We start from the raw sequence: 25,799 nt of genomic DNA on the forward strand, positions 1-25,799 counted from the left end.
GCGCTCGTGTGCTGCTCGTTCAGGCGGTGGCGGACGACGGGTCGCCGTCCTTGGCGGCGGCCTCCCCGGCCGCCTTGGCGCGCTCGTCCGCCGCGGCCCGGATGGACCGCCAGGCGGACTCGGCGGCCTGCTGCTCCGCCTCCTTCTTGCTGCGGCCGGTGCCGGTGCCGTACGAGACGCCTCCGACGCGGGCGGCAGCAGTGAAGGTCTTCTCGTGGTCGGGGCCCGTCTCCGTGACCAGGTACTCGGGTACGCCGAGTCCCTCGATGGCGGTCAGCTCCTGTAGGGATGTCTTCCAGTCCAGGCCGGCGCCCAGGTTGGAGGACTTCTCGATCAGCGGGTCGAACAGGCGGTGCACCAGTTCGGAGGCCGCGTCGAGGCCCTGGTCGAGATAGACCGCGCCGATCACCGCTTCCAGGGTGTCGGCGAGGATGGATGCCTTGTCCCGGCCGCCCGTGCCCTCTTCACCCCGGCCGAGCCGGATGAAGGCGCCCAGGTCGAGGCCACGTCCGACCTCCGCCAACGCACGCGAGTTGACCACCGCGGCCCGCAGCTTGGCCAGCTGGCCTTCGGGCAGGTCGGGGTGGGTGCGGTACAGCGTGTCCGTGACGACGAGACCGAGCACGGAGTCCCCGAGGAACTCCAGCCGCTCGTTCGTCGGCAGACCGCCGTTCTCGTACGCGTAGGAACGGTGGGTCAGCGCACGCACCAGAAGGGCGGACTCGAGCTGGTAGCCGAGCCGCCCTTCCAGAAGCGTGTGGGACGAGGCCTGGTGGTCCGCCGGGCCACCCCCGCTCACGCGGGAGGAGTTCTTCTTCGCCGTGGACACAGTGCCTCTCACCAGCCCGCTCAGACTTCGAGGACCTGGCGCTTGTTGTAGGTGCCGCAAGACGGGCACGCGATGTGCTGCTGCTTGGGCTCGTGGCAGCGCTCGCACGCAACCAGGGTGGGGACCGCAGCCTTCCACTGCGACCGGCGGTGGCGCGTGTTGCTGCGCGACATCTTCCGCTTCGGAACAGCCACGGCTACTTCTCCTGCTTCTCGTCGGCGCGTGCTGACTGAGGCGCGCCGCCGCTCATCTCGTCCTTCTCGCCGTCTTCGAGTGAACCGGCGAGTCCCTGCAAAGCCGCCCAACGGATGTCGACGGCGTCGTGGTGGTGGTCCGGGTCGTCCGCGAGCCGCGCTCCGCACTCGGAGCACAGGCCCGGGCAGCCTTCCTGGCACACCGGCTGCATCGGCAGTGCGAGCACCACCGCATCGCGCAGCAGAGGTTCGAGGTCGAAGAGTCCGTCCTCGAGGAAGAACCTGTCCTCGTCGTCCTCGGCGTCGTCGCCCGGTTCCGCGATCACGCGGCCCCGGTCGTCGGCGTCAGGGTACGAGAACAGTTCCTGGAAGTCCGCTTCGAGCTCCAGCTCGACCGGCTCCAGACACCTTACGCACTCCCCCTCGGCCTGTGCACGGGCGGTGCCTGTGACGAGCACCCCTTCCATGACCGACTCGAGTCGGAGTTCGAGTTCCAGCGGGGCGCCTTCCGGCACTCCGATGACTCCCTGGATACCGAGGTCCCGGGGGGCGTCGATCGTGCGGGTCAGGCGCTGGAGCGCGCCAGGACGCCGACCCAGCTCGTGCGTGTCGAACACGAGGGGGTTGCGGTGGTCGAGGCGGGCGTTGGAAGCCATTCCTGCTTTCGATCTCGAACTCGGAGGGACGCCGCCCGTCGGTGTTCCGGGCAGCGGTGATCGCGGAGATACGCGCGACCGAAGAGCCAGGATACTGGACCTTTCGCTCAGCGCCCAATCCGGTGCCCGGCCCAGGGGGGTTTCGTTTGGATCAGGTCGGATCAGGCCGCGGCGTCCGGTGCGGTGCATCGCAAGGCGGAGGATCACCCGCGTACTGGGCGTACTCGGGTGGTCGTCTCGTCGAGGGCGTAGCCCGGCCGGGGCTGCTGCTCCGGCTGGTGCTGGGGCTGCTGCGGCTGGGTCTGCTGGGGCTGGTGGGCCTGCTGGGGGTCGTAGGCGCCCTGCTGCGCGTCGTACCCCTGGTAGGCGTAGGGCTCGGCCTGCTGGTAGCCGTACGGGTCCTGCTGCGGGGCGTACTGCGGCTGCTGCGGGAAGTTCGCGTAGGGGTCCGGCTGCTGGTCGTAGCCGTAGGCGGGCTGCGGTTCGTACGACGGCTGGGCCGGCTCCTGGCGCTCCGGCTGCCGCCGGTCCGCGCGGTCGCCCTCGGCCAGGGCCGCGAGGTCGGCGAGGTAGTCGGCGTCGCTGGAGTGCTGGAAGGTCGTGGTGTCGTCGGCGAGGGCGCCGAGGTCGTCGGTGGCGATCCGGCCGTGCAGCGTCTGCCGGCCGCGGCCGACGGCCTGGAGGGTCTTGGCGAGGACCGCCTCGAAGGCGCCCAGCTTGGCGTCCACGTACTGGTCGGCGTTGTGCCGCAGGGTCTCCGGGTCGTGGCTGCGCTCGGGGGCGTCCTCGTCCTCGTAACCGTTCTCGTCCACGCCGGGACCGGTGCCGAGCAGCTTCTCGCGGCCCCGGCCGACCGAGCCGAGGGTCTTGGTGAGGACGACCTCGAAGTTGGCGAGCTTGGAGTCGACGTAGTCGTCGGCCTCGGCTCGGACCTCCTCGGCCTCCTTGCGGGCCTCGGCGAGGATCCGGTCGGCCTCGGCCTGGGAGCGGCGGGCGATCTCGGTGCCGGAGATCAGCGAGCCGCGCTCGGCGTGCGCGCTCTCGATGATCCGGTCGGCCTCCTGCCGGGCCTGCTCGACCATCTGCTCACGGTCGCCGATCAGCTCCTGCGCCTGGGCGAGGGAGCCGGGCAGCGCCTGGCGCAGCTCTTCGAGCATCGCGAGCAGCTCAGCGCGGTTGACCACGCACGACGCCGACATGGGCATGGACCGGGCGCCGGAGACCGTGGAGACGATCTCGTCGAGCTTCTTCTGCACGTCCACCTGTGCTCGCCACTCTCTACAGCCGGGTTGGAGACGGACGGGACGACTGTAGCCCCATCAGCCCTTCGCGAGACGCTCGTTCAGCGCCCGCAGGACCTCGGCCGGCACCAGGTGGGAGACGTCGCCGCCCCAGGTCGCGACTTCCTTGACCAGGGAGGAGGAGAGGAAGCTGTAGGTGGGGTTGGTCGGCACGAACAGCGTCTCCACGCCGGACAGCCCGTTGTTCATCTGGGCCATCTGGAGTTCGTAGTCGAAGTCGCTGACGGCGCGCAGGCCCTTGACGATGGCGGGGATGTCGCGCTGCTTGCAGAAGTCGACGAGGAGGCCGTGGAACGCCTCGACGCGGACGTTGGCGTACTCGGAGGTGACCTCGCGGATCAGCTCGATCCGCTGCTCGACCTCGAACAGGCCCTTCTTGGCCTTGTTGATCATCACCGCGACATAGACCTCGTCGTAGAGACGGGAGGCTCGGGCGATGATGTCGAGGTGTCCGTTGGTGATCGGGTCGAACGACCCGGGACAGACGGCACGGCGCACTTGTGATCCCTCGCTCTCCGGTCCGGTCATCGTGCGTCTTCGCACATAGAGGCGGCGCGACCGTACCAAAACGTTCCCTCGCCGTAGCGACGGGACCGGATCGCCTCGAAGCCGTCCGGCCAGTGGAATTCGCCGCCTCTGGTGCTGCGCTCCACGGTGACGAGGGCATCCGCCGCGAGCCAGCCCTCCGTCCGGAGTGTGAGCAGGATCTCGCGAAGATCGTCGTCCGTGACGGCGTACGGCGGGTCGAGGAAGGCCAGGTCGTACGGGTCGGCGGGGGGTGCGGTCCGGATGACTTGTTCCGCTTTGCCCGCTCTGACCTCCGCGCCGGGCAGGCCCAGGTTCCGCACGTTCTCCCGGACGGTTCGCGCGGCGCGGGCGTCCGCCTCGACCAGCAGGGTGTGGCCCGCGCCCCGGGAGAGTGCCTCCAGGCCCACGGCGCCCGAGCCGGCGTAGAGGTCGAGGACCCGTTCGCCGTCCAGGGGGCCGCCGAGGAGGGACTGCCAGGTGGAGAAGAGACCTTCGCGGGCGCGGTCCGAGGTGGGGCGGGTGCCGGTGCCGGGAGGTACCGAGAGGCGCCGTCCGCCGGCCCGGCCGGCGATCACGCGGGTCATGTGTGGTCCTTCTTCATGGGCGACTTTACGTTCATTGTGGCTGGTCGCGCGGTCCCCCGCGCCCCTCGCGGGGCGCCGGTCCTCACCCCTTCTCCAGGTACTGCTCCCGGTCCTCGTCCAGGAGGGCGTCCAGGGCGGTGCGCAGGGCCGGGAGACCGGTCAGCTCCGGGTCGGCCGCCACGACCGCCGCCGCCTCCTGTCTCGCCTCCGCGATGACCTCCTCGTCCTCGATGACGGCCAGCACCCGCAGGCTGGAACGGGCGCCGGACTGGGCCTGGCCGAGGACGTCGCCCTCGCGGCGCTGTTCCAGGTCGATGCGGGACAGCTCGAAGCCGTCGAGGGTGGAGGCGACCGCGTTCAGGCGCTGGCGGGCCGCGCTGGCCTCGGGCATCTCGGTGACCAGCAGACACAGGCCGGGGGCGGAGCCACGGCCGACCCGGCCGCGCAGCTGGTGCAGTTGGGAGACGCCGAAGCGGTCGGCGTCCATGATGACCATGGCGGTGGCGTTGGGGACGTTGACGCCGACCTCGATGACGGTGGTGGCGACCAGGACGTCCGTCTCGCCGGCCGCGAAGCGGCGCATCACGGCGTCCTTGTCGTCGGGGTGCATACGGCCGTGCAGGACCTCGACCCGCAGGCCCTCGAGGGGGCCCCGGGCCAGTTGCCCGGCCACCTCCAGCACGGCCAGCGGCGGGCGCTTCTCCGCCTCGTCCTCGGGGGTCTTCTTCTTCCCGGCCTTCTCGGGGTCGTCCTCCTCGTCGCCGATGCGGGGACAGACCACGTACGCCTGGTGGCCGCCCGCCACCTCCTCGCGCACCCGCTCCCAGGCGCGGGCCAGGAAGTGGGGCTTGTCGGCGGCCGGGACGACATGGCTGGCGATCGGGGAGCGGCCGGCCGGGAGCTGGTCCAGGACCGAGGTCTCCAGGTCGCCGAAGACCGTCATGGCGACCGTGCGCGGGATGGGCGTCGCCGTCATGACGAGCAGGTGCGGGGGCTGCCTGCCCTTGCCGCGCAGGGCGTCGCGCTGCTCCACGCCGAAGCGGTGCTGCTCGTCGACCACCACCAGGCCGAGGTCGTGGAACCGGACCTTGTCCTCGATCAGGGCGTGGGTGCCGATGACGATCCCGGCCTCGCCGGTGGCCAGGTCGAGCAGGGCCTGGCGGCGGGCCGCCGTGCCCATCGAGCCGGTGACCAGCACCACCTTGGTGGCGTGCTCGGCGCCGCCCAGCATGCCCGGCTCGGCCAGGTCCCCCATCATCTCGGTGATCGAGCGGTGGTGCTGCTGGGCGAGGACCTCGGTGGGCGCGAGCATGGCCGCCTGGCCGCCCGCGTCGACCACGGCGAGCATGGCGCGCAGGGCGACCATGGTCTTGCCGGAGCCGACCTCGCCCTGGAGCAGGCGGTGCATCGGGTGGGCCGTGGCGAGGTCGTCGAAGATCTCGCGGGAGACCTTGCGCTGGCCCTCGGTGAGGGTGAAGGGGAGGCGGTCGTCGAAGGCCGTGAGGAGGCCGTCGGGCCGGGGGGCGCGGGGGACGGCCGGGAGCTGGGTGTCGGCGTGCCGGCGGCGGGCCAGGGCGACCTGGAGGACGAACGCCTCGTCCCACTTCAGGCGGGCGCGGGCGTCGTCGATGTCGGCCTTGGTGTGCGGGCGGTGGATCTTGAGCAGGGCCTCGGGGAGGGTGAGCAGGCCGCGGCCGTCGCGCAGCGAGTCCGGGAGGGGGTCGGCGGCCTCCTGAGCGCTGGGCAGCACCGTCTGGACCGCCTTGCCGATCTTCCAGGACTCCAGCTTGGCCGTGGCGGGGTAGAGCGGGATGAGGGCGCCGGCCCAGGTCTCGACGGTCTCCTCGCCCTCTCCCCGCAGCAACTCGTAGGCGGGGTGGGCGAGCTGGAGGCGGCGGTTGAAGACGGAGACCTTGCCGGCGAACATCGCGCGGGTGCCCGGCAGCAGCTCCTTGTGGGGCTTGTGCACGCCGGCGCCGAAGAAGACGAGCTGGAGCCGGCCGCTGCCGTCCGTGATGGTGACCTCCAGCCGCTGGCCCTTGCCGCGCGGGGCCTTGGCCGAGGCGAAGCTGTGCAGCCGGGCGTCGGCGACCTGGGCGACCACCGTGACGTGCTCGTCCATGGGGAGGTCGGCGAGGTGGGTGAGCTGGCCGCGCTCCTCGTATCTGCGCGGGTAGTGGTGCAGCAGGTCGCCGACGGTGTGCAGGCCGAGGTGCTCGGCCATCACCTTCGCGGTGGCGGGGCCGAGCACCTTCTTGAGCGGTTCTTGCAGTGCGGGCACGCGAACCATTGCACACCACGGCACTGACAATGCCGTAGCCGCCGCCCTGCCGGTTCCCCGCGAGATGCCGTAAACATCAGGGAAACTCCTGGTCAGGCAGGATGATCCGGGCCTAGGATGACGCGCTCCGGCCATCCTTCGCGGTCACCGCCCCGCCGGGACCGCCCGACCCCGCGCCGCCCGCACCGCCTCCGGCGCAGTGACGATGGACTCCCAGACCTCACAGCCGTCCCCGGCATCCCAGTCGCCTCCCCCGTCCCACAGCTTCCAGGTCGACCTGCGCGGTCTGGTGGACCTGCTCTCCCATCACCTCTACTCCAGTCCCCGGGTCTACCTGCGCGAGCTGTTGCAGAACGCCGTGGACGCCGTCACCGCCCGGCGGGCCGCCGAGCCGGACGCCCCGGCGCGGGTGCGGCTGTACCCGGTGGACGGCGAGCTGCGGGTGGAGGACACCGGTGTCGGGCTCACCGAACCGGACGTGCACGGCCTGCTGGCGACCATCGGCCGCAGCTCCAAGCGGGCCGAAAGCCTGGCGCAGGCCCGGTCGGACTTCCTCGGCCAGTTCGGCATCGGGCTGCTCGCCTGCTTCCTGGTGGCCGAGCGGATCAGGGTCGTCAGCCGCAGCGCCCGTACACCGGACGCCCCGCCCGTCGAGTGGACGGCCCGGGACGACGGGTCGTACACCGTGCGGACGCTGCCCGCCGCCGCCCGGCCCGAGCCGGGCACGACCGTGTACCTGACGGCGCGGGCCGGGGCGGCCCAGTGGCTGGCGCCCGAGCGGGTCCGCGACCTGGCCCGGGACTTCGGCTCCCTGCTGCCGTACGACGTCCGGGTCGGCGACGAGCCGGTCACCGAGCTGCCCGCGCCCTGGGACCGCGCCCATCCCGGGCCGGCGGACCGGCGGGCGGCGCTGGCCCGGCACTGCCGGGAGCTGTTCGGGTTCACCCCGCTGGACTCGATCGACCTGCGCGTGCCGCTGGCCGGCATCCGCGGGGTGGCGTACGTGCTGCCGTCGGCGGTCAGTCCGGCGCAGCGGGCGACCCACCGGGTGCACCTGAAGGGCATGCTGCTCACCGAGCGGGCCGAACAACTCCTGCCGGACTGGGCGTTCTTCGTGCGCTGCGTGCTGGACACCGACAGTCTGCGGCCCACCGCCTCGCGCGAGTCGCTGTACGAGGACGAGACCCTGGCCGCCGTCCGGGACGCGCTCGGCGAGCGGATCAGGTCCTGGCTCACCGGGCTCGCGGCCGGCGACCCGGAGCGCCTGTCGGCCTTCCTCGCCGTGCACCACCTGGGCGTGAAGTCGCTCGCCCGGCACGACCGGGAGATGCTGCGCACGATGCTGCCGTGGCTGCCGTTCGAGACGACCGACGGGCGGATCTCCCTGGAGGAGTTCGCGCGGCGGCACCCGGTGGTGCACTTCACGCGGACGGTCGAGGAGTACCGGCAGGTCGCGCCGATCGCCTCGGCACAGGGCGTCGGGGTGGTCAACGGCGGCTACACCTACGACAGCGAGCTGGTCGAGGCGCTGCCGTCGGTGCGGCCGGGGACGGTGGTCGCCGAGCTGGACGCGGACACCGTGACCGCGCACCTGGACGCGGTCGACCCGGGCGAGGAGCTGGCGCTGTCCGGGTTCCTGGCCGCCGCGAGGGCGAGGCTCGACCCGCTGGGCTGTGACGTCGTGCTGCGGGCGTTCCACCCGCTGTCCGTGCCCGCGCTGCACCTGGACGACCGCTCCGCCCGGCACGAGCAGGCCCGGGCCGAGGCCGAGGAGCGGGCCGACGACCTGTGGGCGGGCATCCTGGGGTCGCTGCGCGGCAGCGCCCCGCGCGCGCGTCTGGTGCTCAACCAGCTCAATCCGCTGGTCCGGCGGATCGGCGCGCTCGGCGATCCGGAGCTGATCGGCACCGCGACCGAGTCGCTGTACGGGCAGGCGCTGCTGATGGCGCGGCGCCCGTTGCGGCCCGCCGACTCGGCGCTGCTCAACCGGGCGTTCATCGGGCTGCTCGAGTGGGCGACCCACGGGGAGGGGAACGGGCGATGAGCGGGATCACGGACCTCGACGCGCTGCGCCAAGCGCTGGCGGAGAACGCCGAGGAGCCGGAGGGGCCGGCCCGCAACGCGCGCGCGGAGCACCTGCTGGCGGAGGCCGAGAGGCTGGACGTCCCGCTCGCCGTGATCGAGGCGCTCGGGCACCAGCTGAAGGTCTACAACTACAGCTCCGAGAAGGACAGGATGTTCGTCCCGTTCGCGCGGCTGCTGCGCATGTGGGACGAACGGCCGGAGGACTTCGACGCCTACGAGGCGCACACGCTGCACTGGGTCTTCAAGTGGGTGTCGGCGGGCATGCTGGACCAGCCGCACGTCCCGCTCGCCTCGGTCGAGAAGTGGCTCGCCGAGATGGAGCACCGCTACCGGCTCGCCGGGCACTCCGAACGGGCGGTGCGCGGCGCCGAGTTCACCGTGGCCGCGCACATCGGTGACCTCGCGCGCGCGGAGCGGGCGTACGCCGCGTGGCTGGCCGCCGACCGGGACGAGATGGCCGACTGCGAGGCGTGCGAGCTGCACGGGCAGGGCACCTGGCAGGTCCGCCGCGGCCGGGACGCGGCGGCGCTCGGGCTGTGGCGGCCGGTGCTGGAGGGCGAGCTGGCGTGCGCGCACGAGCCGCACTCCGTGCTGGCCGCCTCGCTGCTCCCGCTGCTGCGGCTCGGCCGCGCGGACGAGGCCCGCGCGCACCATCTGCGCGGCTTCCGGCTGGTCCGCCCGATGGAGAGCATGCGGAGCGCGTTCGCGGAGCACGTGGAGTTCTGTGCGCTGACCGGCAACGAGGCGCGCGGTCTGGAGCTGCTGGCCGAGCGGCCGGCGTACTTCACGGACACCGGGCATCCGCGCAGCCGGCTGGAGTTCATGGCCGTGGTGACGCTGCTGACGGACCGGCTGACCGAGCTGGGGCTGGGCGAGCGGCGGGTGCCGGGGCCGGCCGGGCGGAGCTGGACCGCGCGGGAACTCGCCGCGCACGCGCGCGCGGAGGCCATGGAACTCGCCGGGCGGTTCGACCGCCGCAACGGCACCGGTGACGTCGGCGACCGGATCCGCGCGCGGATGGCGCAGCGCCCGCTGGTGGAGCGGCTGCCGCTGGGGGTGCGGACCGTACGGCCCGCGCCGGCGCCGGTGGCCGCTCCGGCGGTGCCGGACGTCCCCGGCGGGGCCGGTCTGCCCGCCCTGCTGGCCGAGGCGCGGCGGCTGTCGGAGTCCCTGCGGCCGCACGCGCTTGAGGCGTGGGCGGCGGTGGCGCGGGCCGCCGGGGACACCGAGCTGGCGCCGCGCGACCGCGCGGAGATCGCCGACCACGAGGCGATGGCGCGCGGCCCCGAGGGGGTCGCCCTGTTCGAGCGGGCGGCGGAGCTGTATGCGGCTGCGGGCGACCCCGGGGAAGCGCTGGCGGCCCGCGCGCGCGGGGCGTACGTCCGCGCGCTCACCGGCGAGGTCACCGCGGCCCTGGCCACGGTCACGGAGCTATACGACGAGGCGCTCGCGCTGTACGCCGACGCGGGCACCGGGGTACGGCAGACCGCGTCGGTGCTGATGAGCCGCGCGCGGGTGCTGATGCGGCGGGTGCACGAGGCGGCCGGGCAGGGGGCACGGGACGAGCGGGCCGTCGCACGGGCCGTCGCGGACGCGGAGGCGGCCGTACGGGAGGTGCGGGCGCTCGTCGGGGAGCGGGGCGCGGACGACGTGCGGCTGGCGGCGCGGACCGCCGAGGCGCGGGCGATGCGCGCCGAGCTGGCCGGGCTCACCGGGGACGCGGAGCGGGCGGCACAGCTGTTCCGGCGGGCCGCCGACGCGTACGTGGCCGCCGGGCTGCCCTGGTTCGCGGTGGAGTACGAGGTACAGGTCGCCGCACTCGCCCACCAGGCCGGTGACCTGGCCGGGTCGGAGCGGGCGCTGCGGGCGGCCGTGGAGCACGGCGGGCCGTACGTGGAGCCGGTCGGGCGGGCCCAGCTGCACCTCCAGCTGGCCGAGGTGCTCGGCGCGCTGGACGCGCCCGGCGAGGCGGCCGAGCACGCGCTGGAGGCCGCGCACTGGGCCGACGAGGCCGGGGAGAGCGCCACCCTGGGCGCCTGGGCGCGGCAGCAGTTGGGGGGTTTCCTGCTGCGTCTGGGCCGGTACGCGGAGGCCGCCGAGGTGCTGGAGTCGGCGCTGGCCGACCTGAGCGCCGGTACGCACGGCGACGGGGCGGTCGTCCAGGCCCGCTGGTGGCTCGGGGACTGCCTGGGCGAGCTGGGTGAGCACCGGGCCGCGGCCGAGCAGCGGCTCCAGGCCGCCGACCTGGCCCGGCACTGGCCGGAGCAGCAGGACCACGCCACGCTCGCCCACCTCGCCGCCGAGTCGCTGGGCAACGCGGGACTGGCGGCGGAGGCGGGCCGGGCCTACGCGCGCGCGGGCGACCTGTGGCAGGCACTCGGCAACGCCCCGTTCCTGGTCCGCTCGCTGCGCGCCCGCGCGTGGCTGGCGCTGGACGACCCGGCCGGGACGGCGGAGGCCCGCGCGCTGATGGCGCGGGCGGTGCGGGAGTGCGAGACGGCGCTGGCGGCGGCCGAGGACCCGGAGCGGGCCGAGCTGGCGGCGGAACTGGGCGGCACGCACCGGCAGTTCGCGCAGTTGCTGACCCGGGTGGCGGTGGCGGAGACCGAGGAGCCGGGGGACGCGGCGGTCCGGGCCGGGCTGGAGGCGGCGCTGGAGCGGATGTCCCGGGCCGTGGCGGTGTTCGCCGGGCTCGGCGCGGCCGGACTGCACGACCGTACCGGCGCCGAACTGGACGCGGCCCGGCTGGAGGCCGACCTCGGCCGGCCGGAACGGGCGGCGGCACGCGCGCGTGCGGTGCTCGCGGCCTACGCGGGCGCCGACGACGGGGACGACACGGTCCGGTCACGACGGGACGAGGCGACCCGGGTGCTGACGGCGGCCCGGGAGGGGACGGACGCGGACCGGCACTGAGCCCCCGCGGACTCCCGCCGCCCACCACGACCGACGGCCCCCACGCACCGGCCCCCGGCCGCGCGAGCGGCGCCCACGGCCCCGGGACGCCCACCCGCGCACCGGCTCGCCCCGGAGACGCACGGACACCGAAGGAGACGGCCCCGGCCCCACCCCGGCCGAAAACACCGCACACTCCCCACCGCCCACCGCCACCCACGGCACCCACACACCGGCCCCCGGCCACCCGGCCACGCGAGTGGCGACCCGCACTGTGCGGCGCCCACGGCCCTCGACGGCCGGCCGGGCGCCGGAACGGCCAGGCCCCGGGACGGCCGGGTGCCGGGACAGCCAGGCGCCGGGACAGCCGGGTGCCGGAAGGGCCGGACGCCAGAGGGGCGGGGCGCCGGGACGGCCGGATGCCGGGACAGCCAGGCGCCGGAACGGCCGGGCGCCGGGAGGACCGGAGGCCAGGCCAGAACTACCGGGCACCGGAGCAGCCGGACCCCGGAAGGGCCGGACCCCGGAGGGGCCGGGCTGCGGGACGGCCGGACGCCGGGAAGGGGCTGAGCCGGGGTCCGGTCGGTCGGGGCGGAGTCGGGGTCCGGTTGGTCGGGGTCCGGTCGGTCGGGGCGAGTCGCGGTCCGGTCGGGGCGGGCGGGCGTCGGGCGCGGCCCCGGGGCCGGTGGGTCACTCCACGCCGATGAGCAGCAGTGCTCCCTGTCGGCCGCCGCGGTAGACCACCGTGTCCACGGCCAGGTAGGACTCCCGTACCCGGGCCTCCAGGTGCGCGGCGACGCTCGCGGGTGCCTCGTCGCCGATGACGAGGGTGACCAGTTCGCCGCCGGCCTGGAGCATGCGGTCGAGGACGGTCCGGGCGGTGGTCGTGACGTCCGCGCCGATCACGGCCACGTCCCCGTCGATCAGGCCGAGGACGTCCCCGGCCTGGCAGATGCCGGCCGTCGTCCAGGACTGGTGCTCCGCCACGGCGACCTCGGCGTACCGGGTGGCGCCGGCCGCCGAGGTCATCTGGACGACGTCCTCGTCGAACCGGCGCTCCGGCTCGTGCACGGCGAGCGCGGCGATGCCCTGGACCGCCGAGCGGGTGGGGATGAGGGCCACCCGGACGCCCTCGGCGCGGGCCTGTTCGGCCGCCGCGGCGGCGGTGTGGCGCAGCTCGGCGTCGTTGGGCAGCAGCACGACCTCGCGCGCGTGGGCACGCCGTACGGCCTGGACCAGCTCGCCGCTGGCGGGCGGTTCTCCGGGGCGGGCCAGCACGGTGGTCGCGCCGGCCTCGGCGTACAGCCCGGCCAGCCCCTCGCCGGGCACCACGGCGACCACGGCCCGCTGGGCGCGCTCGGGGGACGGGCGTGCGCCGCCGGTGTGCGCGTCGCCGAGCCCGAAGTGGGTGATCCGGATCCGGTACGGCCGTCCGGCCTCCACTCCGGCCTCCACGGCGGCGCCGGCGTCGTCGACGTGCACGTGGACGTTCCACAGGCCGTCGCCGCCGACCACGACCAGGGAGTCCCCGAGGGCGTCGAGCCGCGCGCGCAGCCGGGTCACGGCCGCGTCGTCGGCCTCCAGCAGGTAGATCACCTCGAACGCGGGCCCGCCGGTCCCGGCCGCGTCGGGGCACGGCTCGGCACCGGCACCAACACCCGCGTCCTCGCGCGCGGGCCCGCCGGACGGCGCGTCGGCCGACTTCGCGGGTTCCCGTACGGCTTCCCCGGTGCACGCCTCCACCAGCGCCCCCAGCACCGCCAGCAGCCCCCGGCCGCCCGCGTCGACCACCCCGGCCCGGCGCAGCACGGGCAGCCGGTCCGGGGTCGCCGCCAGGGCCGTGCGCGCGCCTTCGTAGGCGGCCCGCGCGACCGCCCCGCAGTCGCCCTCGGCCCGCTCGGCGGCGACGGCGGCGGCCGAGGCGACCGTCAGCACCGTGCCCTCGACGGGGTGGGCCACGGCCTGCCGGGCGGAGTCGGCGGCCCGGCGCAGGGCCAGCCGCAGCCCGGAGCCGTCGGCGCGGGACGGCTCGGCGGTCTCCGCGAGGACCTGGGCCATGCCGCGCAGCAGCTGCGCGAGGATGGTCCCGGAGTTGCCCCGGGCCCCGATGAGCGCGCCGTGCGCCATGGCCCGCACCGCGTCCGCGAGGGACGGTTCGGCGCAGCCGGTCCCGTACCCGGCGAACACCGCCTCCACGGCCGTGGCCGCCGACTCCAGGGTCAGGTAGAGGTTCGTCCCGGTGTCGCCGTCCGCCACCGGGTAGACGTTGATCGCGTCGATCTCCTCCCGGGCGCGCCCCACCGCCCGGAGCGCCAGACCGCACCAGGTGCGCACCGCGAGAGCATCGAAGAACGTCTGCGGCACCTGCGCCACCTGCGCCTCCCTGAGCTGGCTGGACGTGGGACGCAGCGTAGACCCCGGACCGGTGGCTTCCGGAAGAGGGCCGGGACGGGGCCCCGGTCCGCCGTGGTAGTTTCGTTGTACGGGCGCAGCCGTTGTATGCTGCTCCGGTTGCCCGATCCGATCGGGCTTGTTCCCCTGGCACCGCCACTCAAGATCTCAGGTCTTAGGATCTCGATCCCGGCATGCCGGGATTAACCGTAAGTGCATCTGAAGTCTTTGGAGTGACCCGTGGCTGCCAACTGCGACGTCTGCGGCAAGGGGCCGGGCTTCGGCAACAACATCTCGCACTCGCACCGCCGTACGTCCCGTCGCTGGAACCCGAACATCCAGCGTGTGCGTACCGTGGTCGGCGGGACGCCGAAGCGCGTGAACGCTTGCACCTCGTGCATCAAGGCCGGCAAGGTCTCGCGCTGACGCAACCTCCCCCACTCTCGGCTCCGGCCGGGCGGGGGGACCCCCATCCGCGCGCGGCCACTGCCTGGTTCGCTGCACTGAGCCGGTCCACCTCACGGTGGGCCGGCTTCTTGCCGTACCCGGGAACGGAACGCGGCCGGCCCGCCGGAATCCGGCCGGTGCTCGGGGACCCTCCCGTCTGAGCGCCCGCCCGGCGCTCAGGGGGTCTCCCGCCCGAGCGCCCAGCCGTGATCCACGGGCCCGATGCCGGAGCCGAGGGCGAACCCGGCGGCGATCGCCCCGGTGACGTACTCCTTGGCCGCCGCGACCGCCTCCGGCACGGACCGTCCCTTCGCCAGTCCGCAGGCGATCGCGGAGGCGAGGGTGCAGCCGGTGCCGTGGGTGTGCCGGTTGTCGTGGCGCGGGGCCCGCAGCCAGTGCTCGGCGGTGCCGTCGGTGAGCAGGTCCACGGCGTCCCCGGACAGATGCCCGCCCTTGATCAGCACCCAGCGCGGCCCGTACGCCAGCACCGCGTGCGCGGCCCGGCGCAGATCGTGCTCGGACTCGGCGATCACCCCGGTGAGTTGGGCCACCTCGTCGAGGTTCGGGGTGGCCACGGTGGCCGCCGGCAGCAGCCGGGTGCGGACCGACTCCAGCGCGGAGGCGGCCAGCAGCGGGTCGCCGTGCTTGGAGACGCCCACCGGGTCCACCACGGCCGGCGCGTCCGTGCCGGAGATCAACTCGGCGACCGCCTCGACCAGTTCGGCGGAGGCCAGCATGCCGGTCTTCACGGCCTGTACGCCGATGTCGTCCACGACGCTGCGGTACTGGGCCCGTACGGCCTCCACCGGCAGCTCCCAGGCGCCCTGCACGCCCACGGAGTTCTGCGCGGTCACGGCCGTGATCACGCTCATCCCGTGCACGCCGAGCGCGAGCATCGTCTTCAGGTCGGCCTGGATGCCGGCGCCGCCGCCGGAGTCCGAGCCCGCCACGGTCAGGACCCTGGGGATCACGACTCGATGTCCCCGAAGTGGTCCCAGCCGCCCTTGCTGGTCCAGGGCGCCCCGTCGACCGTCACCTGGGGCAGCGCGGAGGGGTGGAGGACCTCGCCGATGACCTTCCAGCGGGCCGGGAGCTTGGTGTCGGACGGGAAGGTGGCCACGATGGCGTGGTCCTCTCCCCCGCTGAGCACCCACTGGAGCGGGTCCACGCCGACGGCCTGTCCGATGTCGTGCATCTGCGTCGGGATGTCGATCGCGCCGGAGCGGATGTCGATCCGGACCTTGCTGGACTCGGCGATGTGCCCGAGGTCGGCGATGAGCCCGTCGCTGACGTCGCACATCGCGGTGGCGCCGAGCGCGGCGGCGGCCGGGCCCGCGTGGTAGGGCGGCTCGGGGCGCCGGTGGGCCTCGACGAAGGCGCGCGGCGAGCGGAAGCCGCGGGAGAGCACCGCGTATCCGGCGGCGGACCAGCCCAGCCAGCCGGTGACGGCCACGAGGTCGCCGGGCTGGGCGCCCCCGCGCGTGACGGGTTCGTGGTTGCGCAGATCGCCGAGCGCGGTGATCGACACCATGATGGTGTCGCCTCGTACGACGTCCCCGCCGACCACGGCGGCACCGGCGACCTGGCACTCGTCGCGCAGGCCGTCCATCAGCTCGGTGGGCCAGGTGACCGGCAGTTCGGCCGGGACGACCAGGCCGAGCAGCAGCGCGGTCGGCACGGCGCCCATCGCGGCGATGTCCGCGAGGTTCTGCGCGGCGGCCTTGCGGCCGACGTCGTAGGCCGTGGACCAGTCGCGGCGGAAGTGCCGGCCCTCCAGCAGGATGTCGGTGCTCGCCACCACCCGGCGGTCGGGCGCGGCGACCACCGCGGCGTCGTCGCCGGGGCCGACCCGGACCGCCGCGGTGGTGGTGAGACGGGAGGTGAGCTCCCTGATGAGCCCGAACTCCCCGAGCTCACCAACAGTGCCCTTCATGTTCCTAAGCTCCCCTTCTCTCCGTGCAGTGCCCGGTCGCGCGTCATCAGTGTCCCCGATACGGTCGAGGTGTCCGTCGTCGCGGTCGTACCGGCCGCCGACGCGGATGACCGTCGGTACGGTCCGGGTGACCGTCAACGTCCGTCGTGCCCGCACCCTGGCGCGCAAGCCCGGTTCCCGCAGGTCTCCCCGCGGGGAGCGGCGACGCGATACCGTGGCGTTCCTTTCCCCCACATGATCCTCGTGGCCGCCCTGGAGGTTCCGTGGTACAGGCGTACATCCTGATCCAGACGGAGGTCGGCAAGGCGTCGACCGTCGCCGAGACGATCAGCAAGATCCCTGGAGTGATCCAGGCGGAGGACGTGACCGGGCCGTACGACGTCATCGTGCGCGCCCAGGCGGAGACGGTCGATGAACTCGGCCGCATGGTGGTCGCGAAGGTCCAGCAGGTGGACGGCCTCACGCGCACGCTGACCTGCCCGGTCGTGCATCTGTAGCCCCCGTCTACGCTGGGCCGGTGAACATCTTCCGTCACCGGCCGCTCGGCCTGCTCGCGCCGGCCCTGCTCCTCGCCGTCGCCGGCTGCTCCGCGGCCGGCGACGGCCGCACCGTGACGGCGCCCACCCCCGACGCGAGGACGGCCCCGCTCTGCCGGGACCTGGACAAGGCGCTGCCACGCACGGTGGACGGGCGCGACCGCCGGGACCCCGAGCCCCGGTCCGCCTACACGGCGGCCTGGGGAAGCCCGGCGATCATACTGCGCTGCGGCATCGTCCGGCCGCCGAAGATGGTCGATCCCGAGGTGGCGCAGGGCAACGACCCGAACGCGATCGGCGGCGGGGTCGACGGGGTCGACTGGCTGATGGAGAAGGAGGACGACGGGACGTGGCGGTTCACCACGTCCGGTCGCCTCGCGTACGTGCAGGTGACGCTGCCGAAGGAGCTGTCCGGGCCGGACGACAGCGCCCAGGTGATGTCCGATCTGGCGGCGGCCGTGAAGAAGACGGTCCCGACGGGGCTCGCCTCCATGCGGCACTGAGCCGCCACCGGGTCAGCGCAGGCCGGTGGAGCGGCCGAGCGCCGCCTGCACCAGGCGGTCGACCAGCTCGGGGTAGCCGATCCCGGTCGCCTGCCACATCTTCGGGTACATCGAGATCGGCGTGAAGCCGGGCATGGTGTTGATCTCGTTGATCACGAACTCGCCGTCCTCGGTGAGGAAGAAGTCCGCGCGGACCAGGCCCTCGCAGGAGGCCGCCTCGAACGCCTCGACCGCGAGCCGCCGCACCTCGGCGGTCTCCTCGTCGGTGAGCGGGGCCGGGACGACGCCGGGCGTGGAGTCGATGTACTTGGCCTCGAAGTCGTAGTACGCGTGCGCGTCCGGCGGCGGGATCTCGGCCGGGACCGAGGCGCGCGGGCCGTCCTCGAACTCCAGGACGCCGCACTCGATCTCGCGGCCCCGCAGGGCGGCCTCGACCAGGATCTTCGGGTCGTGCTTCCGGGCCTCGGCGATCGCGTCGTCCAGGCCGGAGAGGTCGTCGACCTTGGTGATGCCGATGGAGGAACCCGCGCGCGCGGGCTTCACGAACAGCGGCCAGCCGTGCTCGCCGGCGAAGTCGACGATCTTCTTGCGGGCGGCGGACTCGTCCCGGGCCCACTCGCGGGGCCGGATCACCACGTACGGGCCGACCTTCAGCCCGAAGGAGGTGAACACCCGCTTCATGTACTCCTTGTCCTGGCCGACGGCCGAGGCGAGCACGCCCGAGCCCACGTACGGCACCCCGGACAGCTCCAGCAGTCCCTGGAGGGTGCCGTCCTCGCCGTAGGGGCCGTGCAGCACCGGGAAGACCACGTCGACCTCGCCGAGCGCCTTGGGCACGGAGCCGGGCTCGCTGTAGACGACCTCGCGGTTGGCCGGGTCGACGGGGAGCACCACACCGCCCTCCCGCGACTCCGCCAGCTCCGCCACGCTCGGGGTGCGGCGGTCGGTGATGGCCATCCGCTCCGGCTCGTCGGCCGTCAGGGCCCAGCGGCCGTCCGTGGTGATGCCGATCGGCAGGACGTCGTACTTGGTCCGGTCGATGGCCTTGAGGACAGCGCCGGCGGTGACCACGGAGATCCCGTGTTCGGAGCTGCGACCGCCGAACACGACGGCGACGCGCGGCTTGCGCGACGGCTGCTCAGGGCTCTGGGGAAGGTTCTCGGTGCTCATATCGCGATGAGAGTACCCGCAGGCGGCGCCCAAGTCAGCGCGCGCTCCCGGGCCGTCGCTCAGCGTCGCGCGGACGGTCGCACAGCGTCGCGCGGCGGGCCCGGGAGGGGCGTTCGGAGGGCCGGTGTCAGCGCCGTTCGGGCTTGGCGCTGCGCGCCATCAGCTCCCGGAGCGCGACGACCGGCGGCTTGCCCTCGTGCACGATGCCGACGACCGTCTCGGTGATGGGCATGTCGACGCCGTGCCGGCGGGCCAGATCCAGCACGGACTCGCAGGACTTGACGCCCTCGGCGGTCTGCCGGGTGACCGCGATGGTCTCCTGGAGGGTCATGCCCTTGCCGAGGTTGGTGCCGAAGGTGTGGTTGCGCGACAGCGGCGAGGAGCAGGTGGCCACCAGGTCGCCCAGGCCCGCCAGTCCGGAGAAGGTCAGCGGGTCGGCGCCCATGGCGAGGCCGAGCCGGGTGGTCTCGGCGAGGCCGCGGGTGATGAGCGAGCCCTTGGCGTTGTCGCCGAGCCCCATGCCGTCGGCGATGCCGACCGCGAGCCCGATGACGTTCTTGACCGCGCCGGCGAGTTCGCAGCCGACCACGTCGGTGTTGGTGTACGGCCGGAAGTACGGCGTGTGGCAGGCGGCCTGGAGCCGCTGGGCGACCCGTTCGTCGGTGCAGGCCACGACGGCCAGGGCGGGCATGCGGGCGGCGATCTCGCGGGCCAGGTTGGGGCCGGTGACCACCGCGACCCGGTCGGCGCCGACCTTGGCGGTGTCCTCGATGACCTCGCTCATGCGCATGGTGGAGCCGAGTTCGACGCCCTTCATCAGAGAGACGAGGACGGTGTCCGGCGCCAGCAGCGGGGCCCATTCGGCGAGGTTGGCGCGGAGCGTCTGGGAGGGGATCGCGAGGACGGTGAAGTCCGCGTCCCGCAGCGCCCCGGCCGCGTCCGCGGTGGCGCGCAGGTTCTCCGGCAGCTGCACGCCGGGCAGATAGTCGGGGTTGGTCCGGGTGGAGTTGACCGCCTCGGCCAGCTCCGGCCGGCGGGCCCACAGGGTCACGTCACAGCCGGCGTCGGCGAGCACCATGCCGAAGGCGGTGCCCCACGAACCGGTGCCCATGACGGCCGCCCGCACAGGCTTGCTCACTTGCTCTGCCCTTCCGCTTGCTTGTCCTGCGCCTGCGCCTGCGCCTGCGCCTGTGCCTGCGCTTTCGCCTGTGCCTGCGCCTTCGCCTGCGCCTGGGTGCGACGCCGCTGCTCGATGCGCTCGCGACGCGGGTCGTACGGCGTCTCGGGCGCCTTCTCGCCGCGGATCTCCTCCAGCTGGCGGGTGATGGCCGCCATGATGACCTCGGTGGCGTCCTTCAGCACGTCCGGGGTCATCTCCTTGCCGTAGAACCGGGAGAGGTCCACGGGCGGGCCCGCCAGCACGCGGTGGGTCTTGCGCGGAAGGAGGTTCGGCTTCTTGGCGTACGGCGGCAGCAGTTCGTTGGCGCCCCACTGGGCGACCGGGATGACCGGGCACCTGGTCTGGAGGGCGACCCGGGCGGCGCCGGTCTTGCCGGTCATGGGCCAGCCGTCCGGGTCGCGGGTGAGGGTGCCCTCGGGGTAGAAGGCGACGCACTCGCCGCGCTCCACGGCGTCGATGGCGGCCCGGAAGGCGCTGAGCGCGTCCGTGGACTCCCGGTAGACGGGGATCTGCCCGGTGCCGCGCATGGCGGCGCCGACGAGTCCCTTCTTGAAAAGGCCGCTCTTCGCCAGGAATCGCGGGACCCGTCCGGTGTTGTACTGATAGTGCGCGTATGCGAAGGGGTCCACGTGTGAATTGTGGTTCACCACGGTGATAAATCCGCCCTCGGCCGGAATGTGCTCCATTCCACGCCAGTCCCGCTTGACCAGAACCACCAGCGGCGGTTTGCAGATCACCGCGGCGAAGCGGTACCAGAAGCCGATTCTGCGGCGGGGCACAAGGACACCTTCCTCTAGGACTGCCACCCCGGCGGGGGCCGCACAAGTGTGGCCCCGGGCCGCCGGTCTGTCGAGAACACCGTACGCCCCGCGCCCATCGACACCCGATAGCCCGGGTGACAATGAACGCGACGAGAGAGGGGCGGTACGCCGGTGCAGTGGACCTTGGTCATCCCCCTGAAGCCCCTGCCGCAGGCCAAGAGCAGACTCGCGGACACCGCCGGCGACGGGGTGCGCCCGGGGCTGGCGCTGGCGTTCGCCCAGGACACCGTGGCGGCGGCGCTGGCCTGCGCGGCGGTGGCGGATGTGGCGGTCGTCACGGACGACGAACGGGCCGGCCGGGAGCTGTCGGCGCTGGGCGCGCGGATCGTCCCGGACACCCCCGGCAGCGGTCTGAACGCCGCTCTGGTCCACGGCACGGCCGCCGTGCGGCGGCTGCGCCCCGGCGCCGCGGTCGCGGCCCTGAACGCCGATCTGCCGGCCCTGCGTCCGGCGGAACTCTCCCGGGTGCTGGGCGCCGCCGCCGAATTCCCCCGCGCTTTCCTGGCGGACGCGGCGGGGACGGGCACGACTTTGCTGGCGGCGGCCGGTGATCGCGCCTTGCGGCCGGCGTTCGGTGTGGATTCCCGCATCAGGCACCGGGCCTCAGGCGCGACGGAACTCGGGCTCGCCGGGGTGGATTCGGTACGGCAGGACGTGGACACCGGCGAGGACCTGCGCGCGGCGCTGGCGCTGGGCGTGGGACCGCGTACGGCCGCGGCGTCGGCGGGGCTGCTCATCCCCGGGTCCTGAACGCGCCCGGCGGCACGGCGCGGGAGGCACTACGCTGGCCGCCATGCAGGCCACCGCGTACACCTACGACCCGCAGACCCGCAGCGGCCAGGTACTCCTCGACGACGGCACTCCGGTCCCGTTCGACACCGCCGCGTTCGACGCCGGGGGTCTGCTGCTGCTGCGCGCGGGCCAGCGGGTGCGGATCGAGACCGAGGGGCGGGGCGACGCCCTGCGCATCACCCTGGTAACCCTCCAGACCCTGTAACCCCCTTACACACGCCGCGGGCCGGGCTCCCAGGGGAGTCCGGCCCGGCGCGTGGCTGTACGACGGTCTTACGACGTCGCCTTGCGGGCGGTCGTCTTCTTGGCGGTGGTCTTGCGGGCCGTCGACTTCTTGGCCGGGGCCTTCTTCGCGGTGACCTTCTTCGCCGGGGCGCTCTTCGCCGCGGTCTTCTTGGCGGCGGTCTTGGACGGGGTGGCCTTGGCGGTCGCCGTCGTCTTCTTGGCGGGCGCCTTCTTCGCGGCGGCCGTGGTCTTCTTCGCGGCGGCGGCCGTGGTCTTCTTCGCCGCCGCCTTCTTCGTGGCCGCGGCCGTGGTCTTCTTCGCCGCGCCCGCCGTCTTCTTGGCGGCGGCCTTCTTGCCGGCGGCCTTGGCGATGGTGGGCGGCGGGCCGGACAGGCTGCCCTTCGGCGCCTTCTTCACGGAGACCTCGCCACCGCGCGGGAGCTTCTTCGAACCGCTCACCAGGTCCTTGAAGCCCTGCCCGGCACGGAAGCGCGGTACGGAGGTCTTCTTGACCCGAACGCGCTCGCCGGTCTGCGGATTGCGGGCGTATCGGGCGGGGCGGTCCACCTTCTCGAAGGACCCGAAGCCGGTGACCGAGACCCGCTCGCCCGCGACGACCGCGCGGACGATGGCGTCCAGGACATGATCGACAGCGTCGGCGGCCTGCTGGCGGCCGCCCAACTTGTCGGCAATCGCTTCTACGAGCTGCGCCTTGTTCACGTCTTCCCCTTCGGAGACCTCGCCAGAACGAAAGTGTTCAAGCTTTTTCGCACGTTAGGCAGATATATACCGCAAATCAAACACGAAACGGGCTTATCACCCTTGTGCCGCAACGGACTCGGCCGCGCCGGACGGTTCAGCGGTCCTCCCCGGGGATCCGACCCGCGTCGAGGTCCGCCGCGAACCGTTCGAGCCGCCTTGCCGCGTCGGCGAGATCATGCTTGGCCGAGGCCGTAACGACCAGCAGCTTCCGGGTCAGCGCCATCCGTACGCCCTCCGGGACTTGCAGTGCGCGCACCCCTGCGTGCGCTTCCTTGAGCTGGTTCGCGACCGCCGCATAGAGCTGGAGTTGGCCGTCGTGTTCCATGCACAGATTGTGCCATCTGGGGCGAGTTGTCGCCTGCGCAGGGTATAACTACCGCCTCGAATGGCCTTCCAGGCACTTGCGCCGGAGCCGGACACACCACTCGCCTACCCGGACAACAACCGCCGTAACGTGGGCAGTTGAGCGGATCCGAGGGGGGCGGCAGGGCCGTACGGGTGCAGACATGGCTGTACCCCCAATCGTGGCGATCGGGGGTACAGGCGGGGTGTTGGGGTGGCTGAAACTCGACCTATGCGAGATCGGGTCCGGGCCGGATCAGACCGGGAGCGTCCGCGGCTTGTAGCCGGGCCGGCCGGCCTCGTACCCGGCGATGTCCGCCTCGTTGCGGAGCGTGAGGGAGATGTCGTCCAGGCCGTTCAGCAGCCGCCAGCGGGCGTTCTCGTCCAGCTCGAAGGCGGCGGTGACGTCCCCGGCGCGCACCTCACGTGCCTCAAGGTCCACAGTGACCTCAACCGTGGGGTCCGCCTCGGTCAGCTCCCACAGCGCGTCCACGGTCTCCTGGTCCAGGACGACCGTCAGCAGGCCGTTCTTCAGCGAGTTGCCGCGGAAGATGTCGGCGAAGCGGGCGGAGATCACGGCCTTGAAGCCGTAGTTCTGGAGCGCCCAGACGGCGTGCTCGCGGGAGGAACCGGTGCCGAAGTCGGGGCCGGCGACCAGGACCGTGGCGCCCTGCCGCTCGGGGCGGTTGAGGACGAACTCGGGGTCCTTGCGCCAGGCCTCGAAGAGCCCGTCCTCGAAACCGTCGCGGGTGACCTTCTTGAGCCAGTGGGCGGGGATGATCTGGTCGGTGTCGACGTTGCTGCGGCGCAGCGGGACGGCCCGGCCGGTGTGGGTGGTGAATGCTTCCATGACTGATCAGACTCCAGCGGGCGCGGCGGTTGCGTCGGTCAGGTCGGCCGGGGAGGCCAGGTGGCCCAGGACGGCGGTGGCCGCCGCGACCTGCGGGGACACCAGGTGCGTACGACCGCCCTTGCCCTGCCGGCCCTCGAAGTTGCGGTTGGAGGTGGAGGCGGAGCGCTCGCCGGGAGCCAGCTGGTCGGGGTTCATGCCGAGGCACATCGAGCAGCCCGCGTGCCGCCACTCGGCGCCGGCCTCCTTGAAGACCACGTCCAGTCCCTCGGAGACCGCCTGGAGACCGACCCGCGCGGAGCCCGGGACGACCAGCATCCGTACGCCGTCGGCGACTTTGCGCTCCCGCAGGATGTCGGCGGCGGCGCGCAGGTCCTCGATGCGGCCGTTGGTGCAGGAGCCTACGAAGACGGTGTCCACCTCGATGGAGCGCAGCGGCTGCCCGGCCTCCAACCCCATGTACTCCAGGGCCTTTTCGGCGGCGAAGCGCTCCGAAGCGTCTTCGTACGAAGCCGGGTCGGGGACGGACGCCGAAAGCGGTGCGCCCTGGCCGGGGTTGGTGCCCCAGGTGACGAACGGCGACAGCTCGTCGGCGCGGATGACGACCTCGGCGTCGAAGACGGCGTCCTCGTCGGTCCGCAGGGTCCTCCAGTACGCGACGGCCGCGTCCCAGTCGGCGCCCTCGGGGGCGTGCGGGCGGCCCTTGAGGTACTCGAAGGTGGTCTCGTCGGGGGCGATCATGCCCGCGCGGGCGCCGGCCTCGATCGACATGTTGCAGATGGTCATCCGGGCCTCCATCGAGAGCTTCTCGATGGCGGAGCCGCGGTACTCCAGGACGTAGCCCTGGCCGCCGCCGGTGCCGATCTTCGCGATGATCGCCAGGATCAGGTCCTTGGCGGTGACGCCGTCGGGCAGCTCGCCCTCGACGGTGATCGCCATCGTCCGGGGGCGGACCATCGGCAGCGTCTGGGTGGCCAGGACGTGCTCGACCTGGGAGGTGCCGATGCCGAACGCCAGCGCGCCGAAGGCACCGTGCGTGGAGGTGTGCGAGTCGCCGCAGACGACGGTGGTGCCGGGCTGGGTCAGGCCCAGCTGCGGGCCGACCACGTGCACGACGCCCTGCTCGACGTCGCCCAGCGGGTGCAGCCGGACGCCGAACTCGGCGCAGTTCTTGCGCAGGGTCTCCAGCTGGGCGCGGGAGACCGGGTCGGCGATGGGCTTGTCGATGTCGAGGGTGGGGGTGTTGTGGTCCTCGGTCGCGATGGTGAGGTCGAGCCGGCGCACGGTACGGCCGTTCTTGCGGAGCCCGTCGAAGGCCTGGGGGCTGGTCACCTCGTGCAGCAGGTGCAGATCGATGTAGAGGAGGTCGGGCTCGCCCTCGGCGCGCCGGACGACGTGGTCGTCCCAGACCTTCTCCGCGAGTGTCCTACCCATCGCTTTCCCTCCGGCCGGCAAACGTCCGCCGACCCAACTAGAGATCTCAAGGAGCGGTGACTGCCCGTCTCGGGGCCCCTGAAGTCGTGATTCCGGGCGTCGACCGCCAGGCCCGTTTGGTCTGCGGGCCGCTGTGTGATTCCAGGGTGGCGCGTTCCACGGAAAATTGAACTTGCGTTTCACAGAGTGAGACGTGAGTATCGTTGCATGGACAACAGTAGCGGCGTCGGCGTTCTGGACAAGGCGGCCCTCGTCCTGAGCGCCCTGGAGTCCGGTCCGGCCACCCTCGCGGGTCTGGTCGGCGCCACCGGACTGGCACGACCCACGGCCCACCGCCTGGCCGTGGCCCTGGAACACCACCGCATGGTGGCACGCGACATGCAGGGCCGGTTCATCCTCGGTCCGCGCCTCGCGGAACTCGCGGCGGCGGCGGGCGAGGACCGCCTGCTCGCGACGGCGGGCCCCGTGCTCACCCACCTCCGTGATGTCACCGGCGAGAGCGCGCAGCTCTACCGGCGCCAGGGTGACATGCGGATCTGTGTGGCCGCGGCGGAACGCCTGTCCGGCCTGCGGGACACGGTCCCGGTCGGCTCCACATTGACCATGAAGGCGGGTTCCTCGGCCCAGATCCTGATGGCCTGGGAGGAGCCCGAGCGTCTGCACCGCGGCCTCCAGGGCGCCCGCTTCACGGCGACGGCCCTGTCGGGCGTGCGGCGGCGCGGCTGGGCCCAGTCGATCGGCGAGCGCGAGCCGGGCGTCGCGTCCGTCTCCGCGCCGGTGCGCGGCCCCTCCAACCGCGTGGTGGCCGCCGTGTCCGTCTCCGGCCCCATCGAGCGCCTGACCCGCCACCCGGGCCGGATGCACGCCCAGGCGGTCATCGACGCGGCTGCCCGTCTGTCGGAGGCCCTGCGCCGCTCGGGCTGACGCCCGCCGGGAACACGAAGAGGAGCACTCCGGCCCACTTCGGGGAGGACCCGCCCCAACGCCGCGGCAGGCCCTCCCCACGCCCATGCGCTCCCCGCTCCCCGCCGCCTCGGCGCTTCCCGACCCCCCGTCCCCACGC

At 73.3% G+C, this 25,799-nt stretch carries 25 protein-coding genes; 8 read left to right on the top strand and 17 right to left on the bottom strand.

All coding sequences use genetic code 11. The annotated features are described in order from the left end of the window. Positions 1-19: 19 nt before the first annotated feature. From rnc to recG, 7 genes are all read right to left on the bottom strand, one after another. Positions 20-841: a ribonuclease III gene (gene rnc, locus IF37_RS0132495; RefSeq protein ID WP_253915916.1), complete on the bottom strand. Its 822-nt coding sequence runs from the start codon at positions 839-841 to the stop codon at positions 20-22. A gap of 8 nt (positions 842-849) precedes the next feature. Next, positions 850-1,023, bottom strand: a complete 174-nt coding sequence (gene rpmF / locus IF37_RS0132500) for a 50S ribosomal protein L32 (protein ID WP_003951102.1) — start codon at positions 1,021-1,023, stop codon at positions 850-852. Positions 1,024-1,025: 2 nt separating this feature from the next. Beyond that, positions 1,026-1,679 carry a DUF177 domain-containing protein gene (locus IF37_RS0132505; RefSeq protein WP_030750909.1) on the bottom strand — a complete coding sequence of 218 codons (654 nt, stop codon included), beginning with the start codon at positions 1,677-1,679 and terminating at the stop codon, positions 1,026-1,028. Positions 1,680-1,882: 203 nt separating this feature from the next. Beyond that, the gene (locus IF37_RS0132510) at positions 1,883-2,941 is read right to left on the bottom strand and encodes an ATP synthase F0 subunit B (RefSeq protein WP_052845494.1); all 1,059 of its coding nucleotides are present in this window, start codon (positions 2,939-2,941) and stop codon (positions 1,883-1,885) included. Between the two features lie 57 nt (positions 2,942-2,998). Next, positions 2,999-3,478, bottom strand: coding sequence for a pantetheine-phosphate adenylyltransferase (gene coaD / locus IF37_RS0132515; protein WP_030750916.1), 480 nt, complete (start codon positions 3,476-3,478; stop codon positions 2,999-3,001). 26 nt (positions 3,479-3,504) lie between these two features. Then, on the bottom strand, positions 3,505-4,092 hold the full coding sequence (gene rsmD / locus IF37_RS0132520; protein WP_030750920.1) for a 16S rRNA (guanine(966)-N(2))-methyltransferase RsmD: 588 nt from the start codon (positions 4,090-4,092) through the stop codon (positions 3,505-3,507). Between the two features lie 82 nt (positions 4,093-4,174). Then, positions 4,175-6,382: an ATP-dependent DNA helicase RecG gene (recG, locus tag IF37_RS0132525; RefSeq protein ID WP_030750922.1), complete on the bottom strand. Its 2,208-nt coding sequence runs from the start codon at positions 6,380-6,382 to the stop codon at positions 4,175-4,177. Between the two features lie 196 nt (positions 6,383-6,578). On the opposite strand from recG, the gene IF37_RS0132530 reads away from it, so the two are divergent. Together IF37_RS0132530 and IF37_RS46130 are read left to right on the top strand one after the other, a co-directional pair. Then, entirely contained in the window at positions 6,579-8,417 is a 1,839-nt protein-coding gene (locus tag IF37_RS0132530; protein ID WP_030750925.1) for an HSP90 family protein, read from the top strand. After that, complete coding sequence (locus tag IF37_RS46130; RefSeq protein ID WP_030750928.1) at positions 8,414-11,371, top strand: hypothetical protein; 2,958 nt, start codon at positions 8,414-8,416, stop codon at positions 11,369-11,371. The genes IF37_RS0132530 and IF37_RS46130 overlap by 4 nt, the downstream gene beginning before the upstream one ends. Positions 11,372-12,040: 669 nt before the next feature. Here IF37_RS46130 and IF37_RS0132540 read toward each other — a convergent pair. Beyond that, the gene (locus IF37_RS0132540; protein ID WP_030750931.1) at positions 12,041-13,723 is read right to left on the bottom strand and encodes a DAK2 domain-containing protein; all 1,683 of its coding nucleotides are present in this window, start codon (positions 13,721-13,723) and stop codon (positions 12,041-12,043) included. Between the two features lie 258 nt (positions 13,724-13,981). Between IF37_RS0132540 and rpmB the strand changes: the two genes are divergently transcribed. Then, on the top strand, positions 13,982-14,167 hold the full coding sequence (gene rpmB / locus IF37_RS42910) for a 50S ribosomal protein L28 (protein WP_003993230.1): 186 nt from the start codon (positions 13,982-13,984) through the stop codon (positions 14,165-14,167). A 197-nt stretch (positions 14,168-14,364) separates the two neighbouring features. Here the strand turns inward: rpmB and thiD are convergent, their stop codons facing one another. After that, a complete protein-coding gene (gene thiD, locus IF37_RS0132550; protein WP_030750936.1) occupies positions 14,365-15,159 on the bottom strand; it encodes a bifunctional hydroxymethylpyrimidine kinase/phosphomethylpyrimidine kinase in 795 nt (264 codons plus the stop codon). Continuing rightward, a complete protein-coding gene (locus IF37_RS0132555) occupies positions 15,156-16,121 on the bottom strand; it encodes a thiamine-phosphate kinase (protein WP_030750939.1) in 966 nt (321 codons plus the stop codon). Before IF37_RS0132555 ends, thiD begins: the two co-directional genes overlap by 4 nt. 263 nt (positions 16,122-16,384) lie before the next feature. Here IF37_RS0132555 and IF37_RS0132560 point away from each other — a divergent pair, with 263 nt between their 5' ends. Both IF37_RS0132560 and IF37_RS0132565 read left to right on the top strand, forming a co-directional pair. After that, entirely contained in the window at positions 16,385-16,618 is a 234-nt protein-coding gene (locus tag IF37_RS0132560; protein WP_030750942.1) for an Lrp/AsnC family transcriptional regulator, read from the top strand. Positions 16,619-16,638: 20 nt separating this feature from the next. Beyond that, positions 16,639-17,160, top strand: a complete 522-nt coding sequence (locus IF37_RS0132565; RefSeq protein WP_030750945.1) for a DUF3515 domain-containing protein — start codon at positions 16,639-16,641, stop codon at positions 17,158-17,160. Positions 17,161-17,172: 12 nt separating this feature from the next. Here the strand turns inward: IF37_RS0132565 and IF37_RS0132570 are convergent, their stop codons facing one another. The 3 genes from IF37_RS0132570 to IF37_RS0132580 all read right to left on the bottom strand — a co-directional run bounded on the left by IF37_RS0132570 (position 17,173) and on the right by IF37_RS0132580 (position 20,289). After that, positions 17,173-18,330 carry a D-alanine--D-alanine ligase family protein gene (locus IF37_RS0132570; RefSeq protein WP_030750948.1) on the bottom strand — a complete coding sequence of 386 codons (1,158 nt, stop codon included), beginning with the start codon at positions 18,328-18,330 and terminating at the stop codon, positions 17,173-17,175. Positions 18,331-18,457: 127 nt separating this feature from the next. Next, positions 18,458-19,468, bottom strand: coding sequence for an NAD(P)H-dependent glycerol-3-phosphate dehydrogenase (locus IF37_RS0132575; protein WP_030750950.1), 1,011 nt, complete (start codon positions 19,466-19,468; stop codon positions 18,458-18,460). Next, on the bottom strand, positions 19,465-20,289 hold the full coding sequence (locus IF37_RS0132580; RefSeq protein WP_030750954.1) for a 1-acyl-sn-glycerol-3-phosphate acyltransferase: 825 nt from the start codon (positions 20,287-20,289) through the stop codon (positions 19,465-19,467). Before IF37_RS0132580 ends, IF37_RS0132575 begins: the two co-directional genes overlap by 4 nt. Positions 20,290-20,442: 153 nt before the next feature. Here IF37_RS0132580 and cofC point away from each other — a divergent pair, with 153 nt between their 5' ends. Together cofC and IF37_RS0132590 are read left to right on the top strand one after the other, a co-directional pair. Beyond that, complete coding sequence (cofC, locus tag IF37_RS0132585; RefSeq protein ID WP_030750957.1) at positions 20,443-21,081, top strand: 2-phospho-L-lactate guanylyltransferase; 639 nt, start codon at positions 20,443-20,445, stop codon at positions 21,079-21,081. Positions 21,082-21,124: 43 nt separating this feature from the next. Then, the gene (locus IF37_RS0132590) at positions 21,125-21,328 is read left to right on the top strand and encodes a hypothetical protein (protein ID WP_030750960.1); all 204 of its coding nucleotides are present in this window, start codon (positions 21,125-21,127) and stop codon (positions 21,326-21,328) included. A 68-nt stretch (positions 21,329-21,396) separates the two neighbouring features. Here the strand turns inward: IF37_RS0132590 and IF37_RS0132595 are convergent, their stop codons facing one another. The 4 genes from IF37_RS0132595 to leuC all read right to left on the bottom strand — a co-directional run bounded on the left by IF37_RS0132595 (position 21,397) and on the right by leuC (position 24,736). Next, positions 21,397-22,068, bottom strand: a complete 672-nt coding sequence (locus tag IF37_RS0132595; RefSeq protein ID WP_030750962.1) for an HU family DNA-binding protein — start codon at positions 22,066-22,068, stop codon at positions 21,397-21,399. Between the two features lie 136 nt (positions 22,069-22,204). Further along, on the bottom strand, positions 22,205-22,435 hold the full coding sequence (locus tag IF37_RS0132600; protein ID WP_030750963.1) for a hypothetical protein: 231 nt from the start codon (positions 22,433-22,435) through the stop codon (positions 22,205-22,207). Between the two features lie 273 nt (positions 22,436-22,708). Then, a complete protein-coding gene (gene leuD / locus IF37_RS0132605) occupies positions 22,709-23,302 on the bottom strand; it encodes a 3-isopropylmalate dehydratase small subunit (RefSeq protein ID WP_030750964.1) in 594 nt (197 codons plus the stop codon). Between the two features lie 6 nt (positions 23,303-23,308). After that, positions 23,309-24,736 (bottom strand): 3-isopropylmalate dehydratase large subunit, encoded by a 1,428-nt coding sequence (leuC, locus tag IF37_RS0132610; protein ID WP_030750965.1) that lies wholly within the window; start codon positions 24,734-24,736, stop codon positions 23,309-23,311. Between the two features lie 207 nt (positions 24,737-24,943). Between leuC and ndgR the strand changes: the two genes are divergently transcribed. Beyond that, positions 24,944-25,660, top strand: coding sequence for an IclR family transcriptional regulator NdgR (gene ndgR / locus IF37_RS0132615; protein WP_009320373.1), 717 nt, complete (start codon positions 24,944-24,946; stop codon positions 25,658-25,660). Positions 25,661-25,799 lie beyond the last annotated feature (139 nt).

This window comes from Streptomyces sp. NRRL S-31, from assembly GCF_000718775.1.
In the GTDB taxonomy this organism is placed as follows: domain Bacteria; phylum Actinomycetota; class Actinomycetes; order Streptomycetales; family Streptomycetaceae; genus Streptomyces.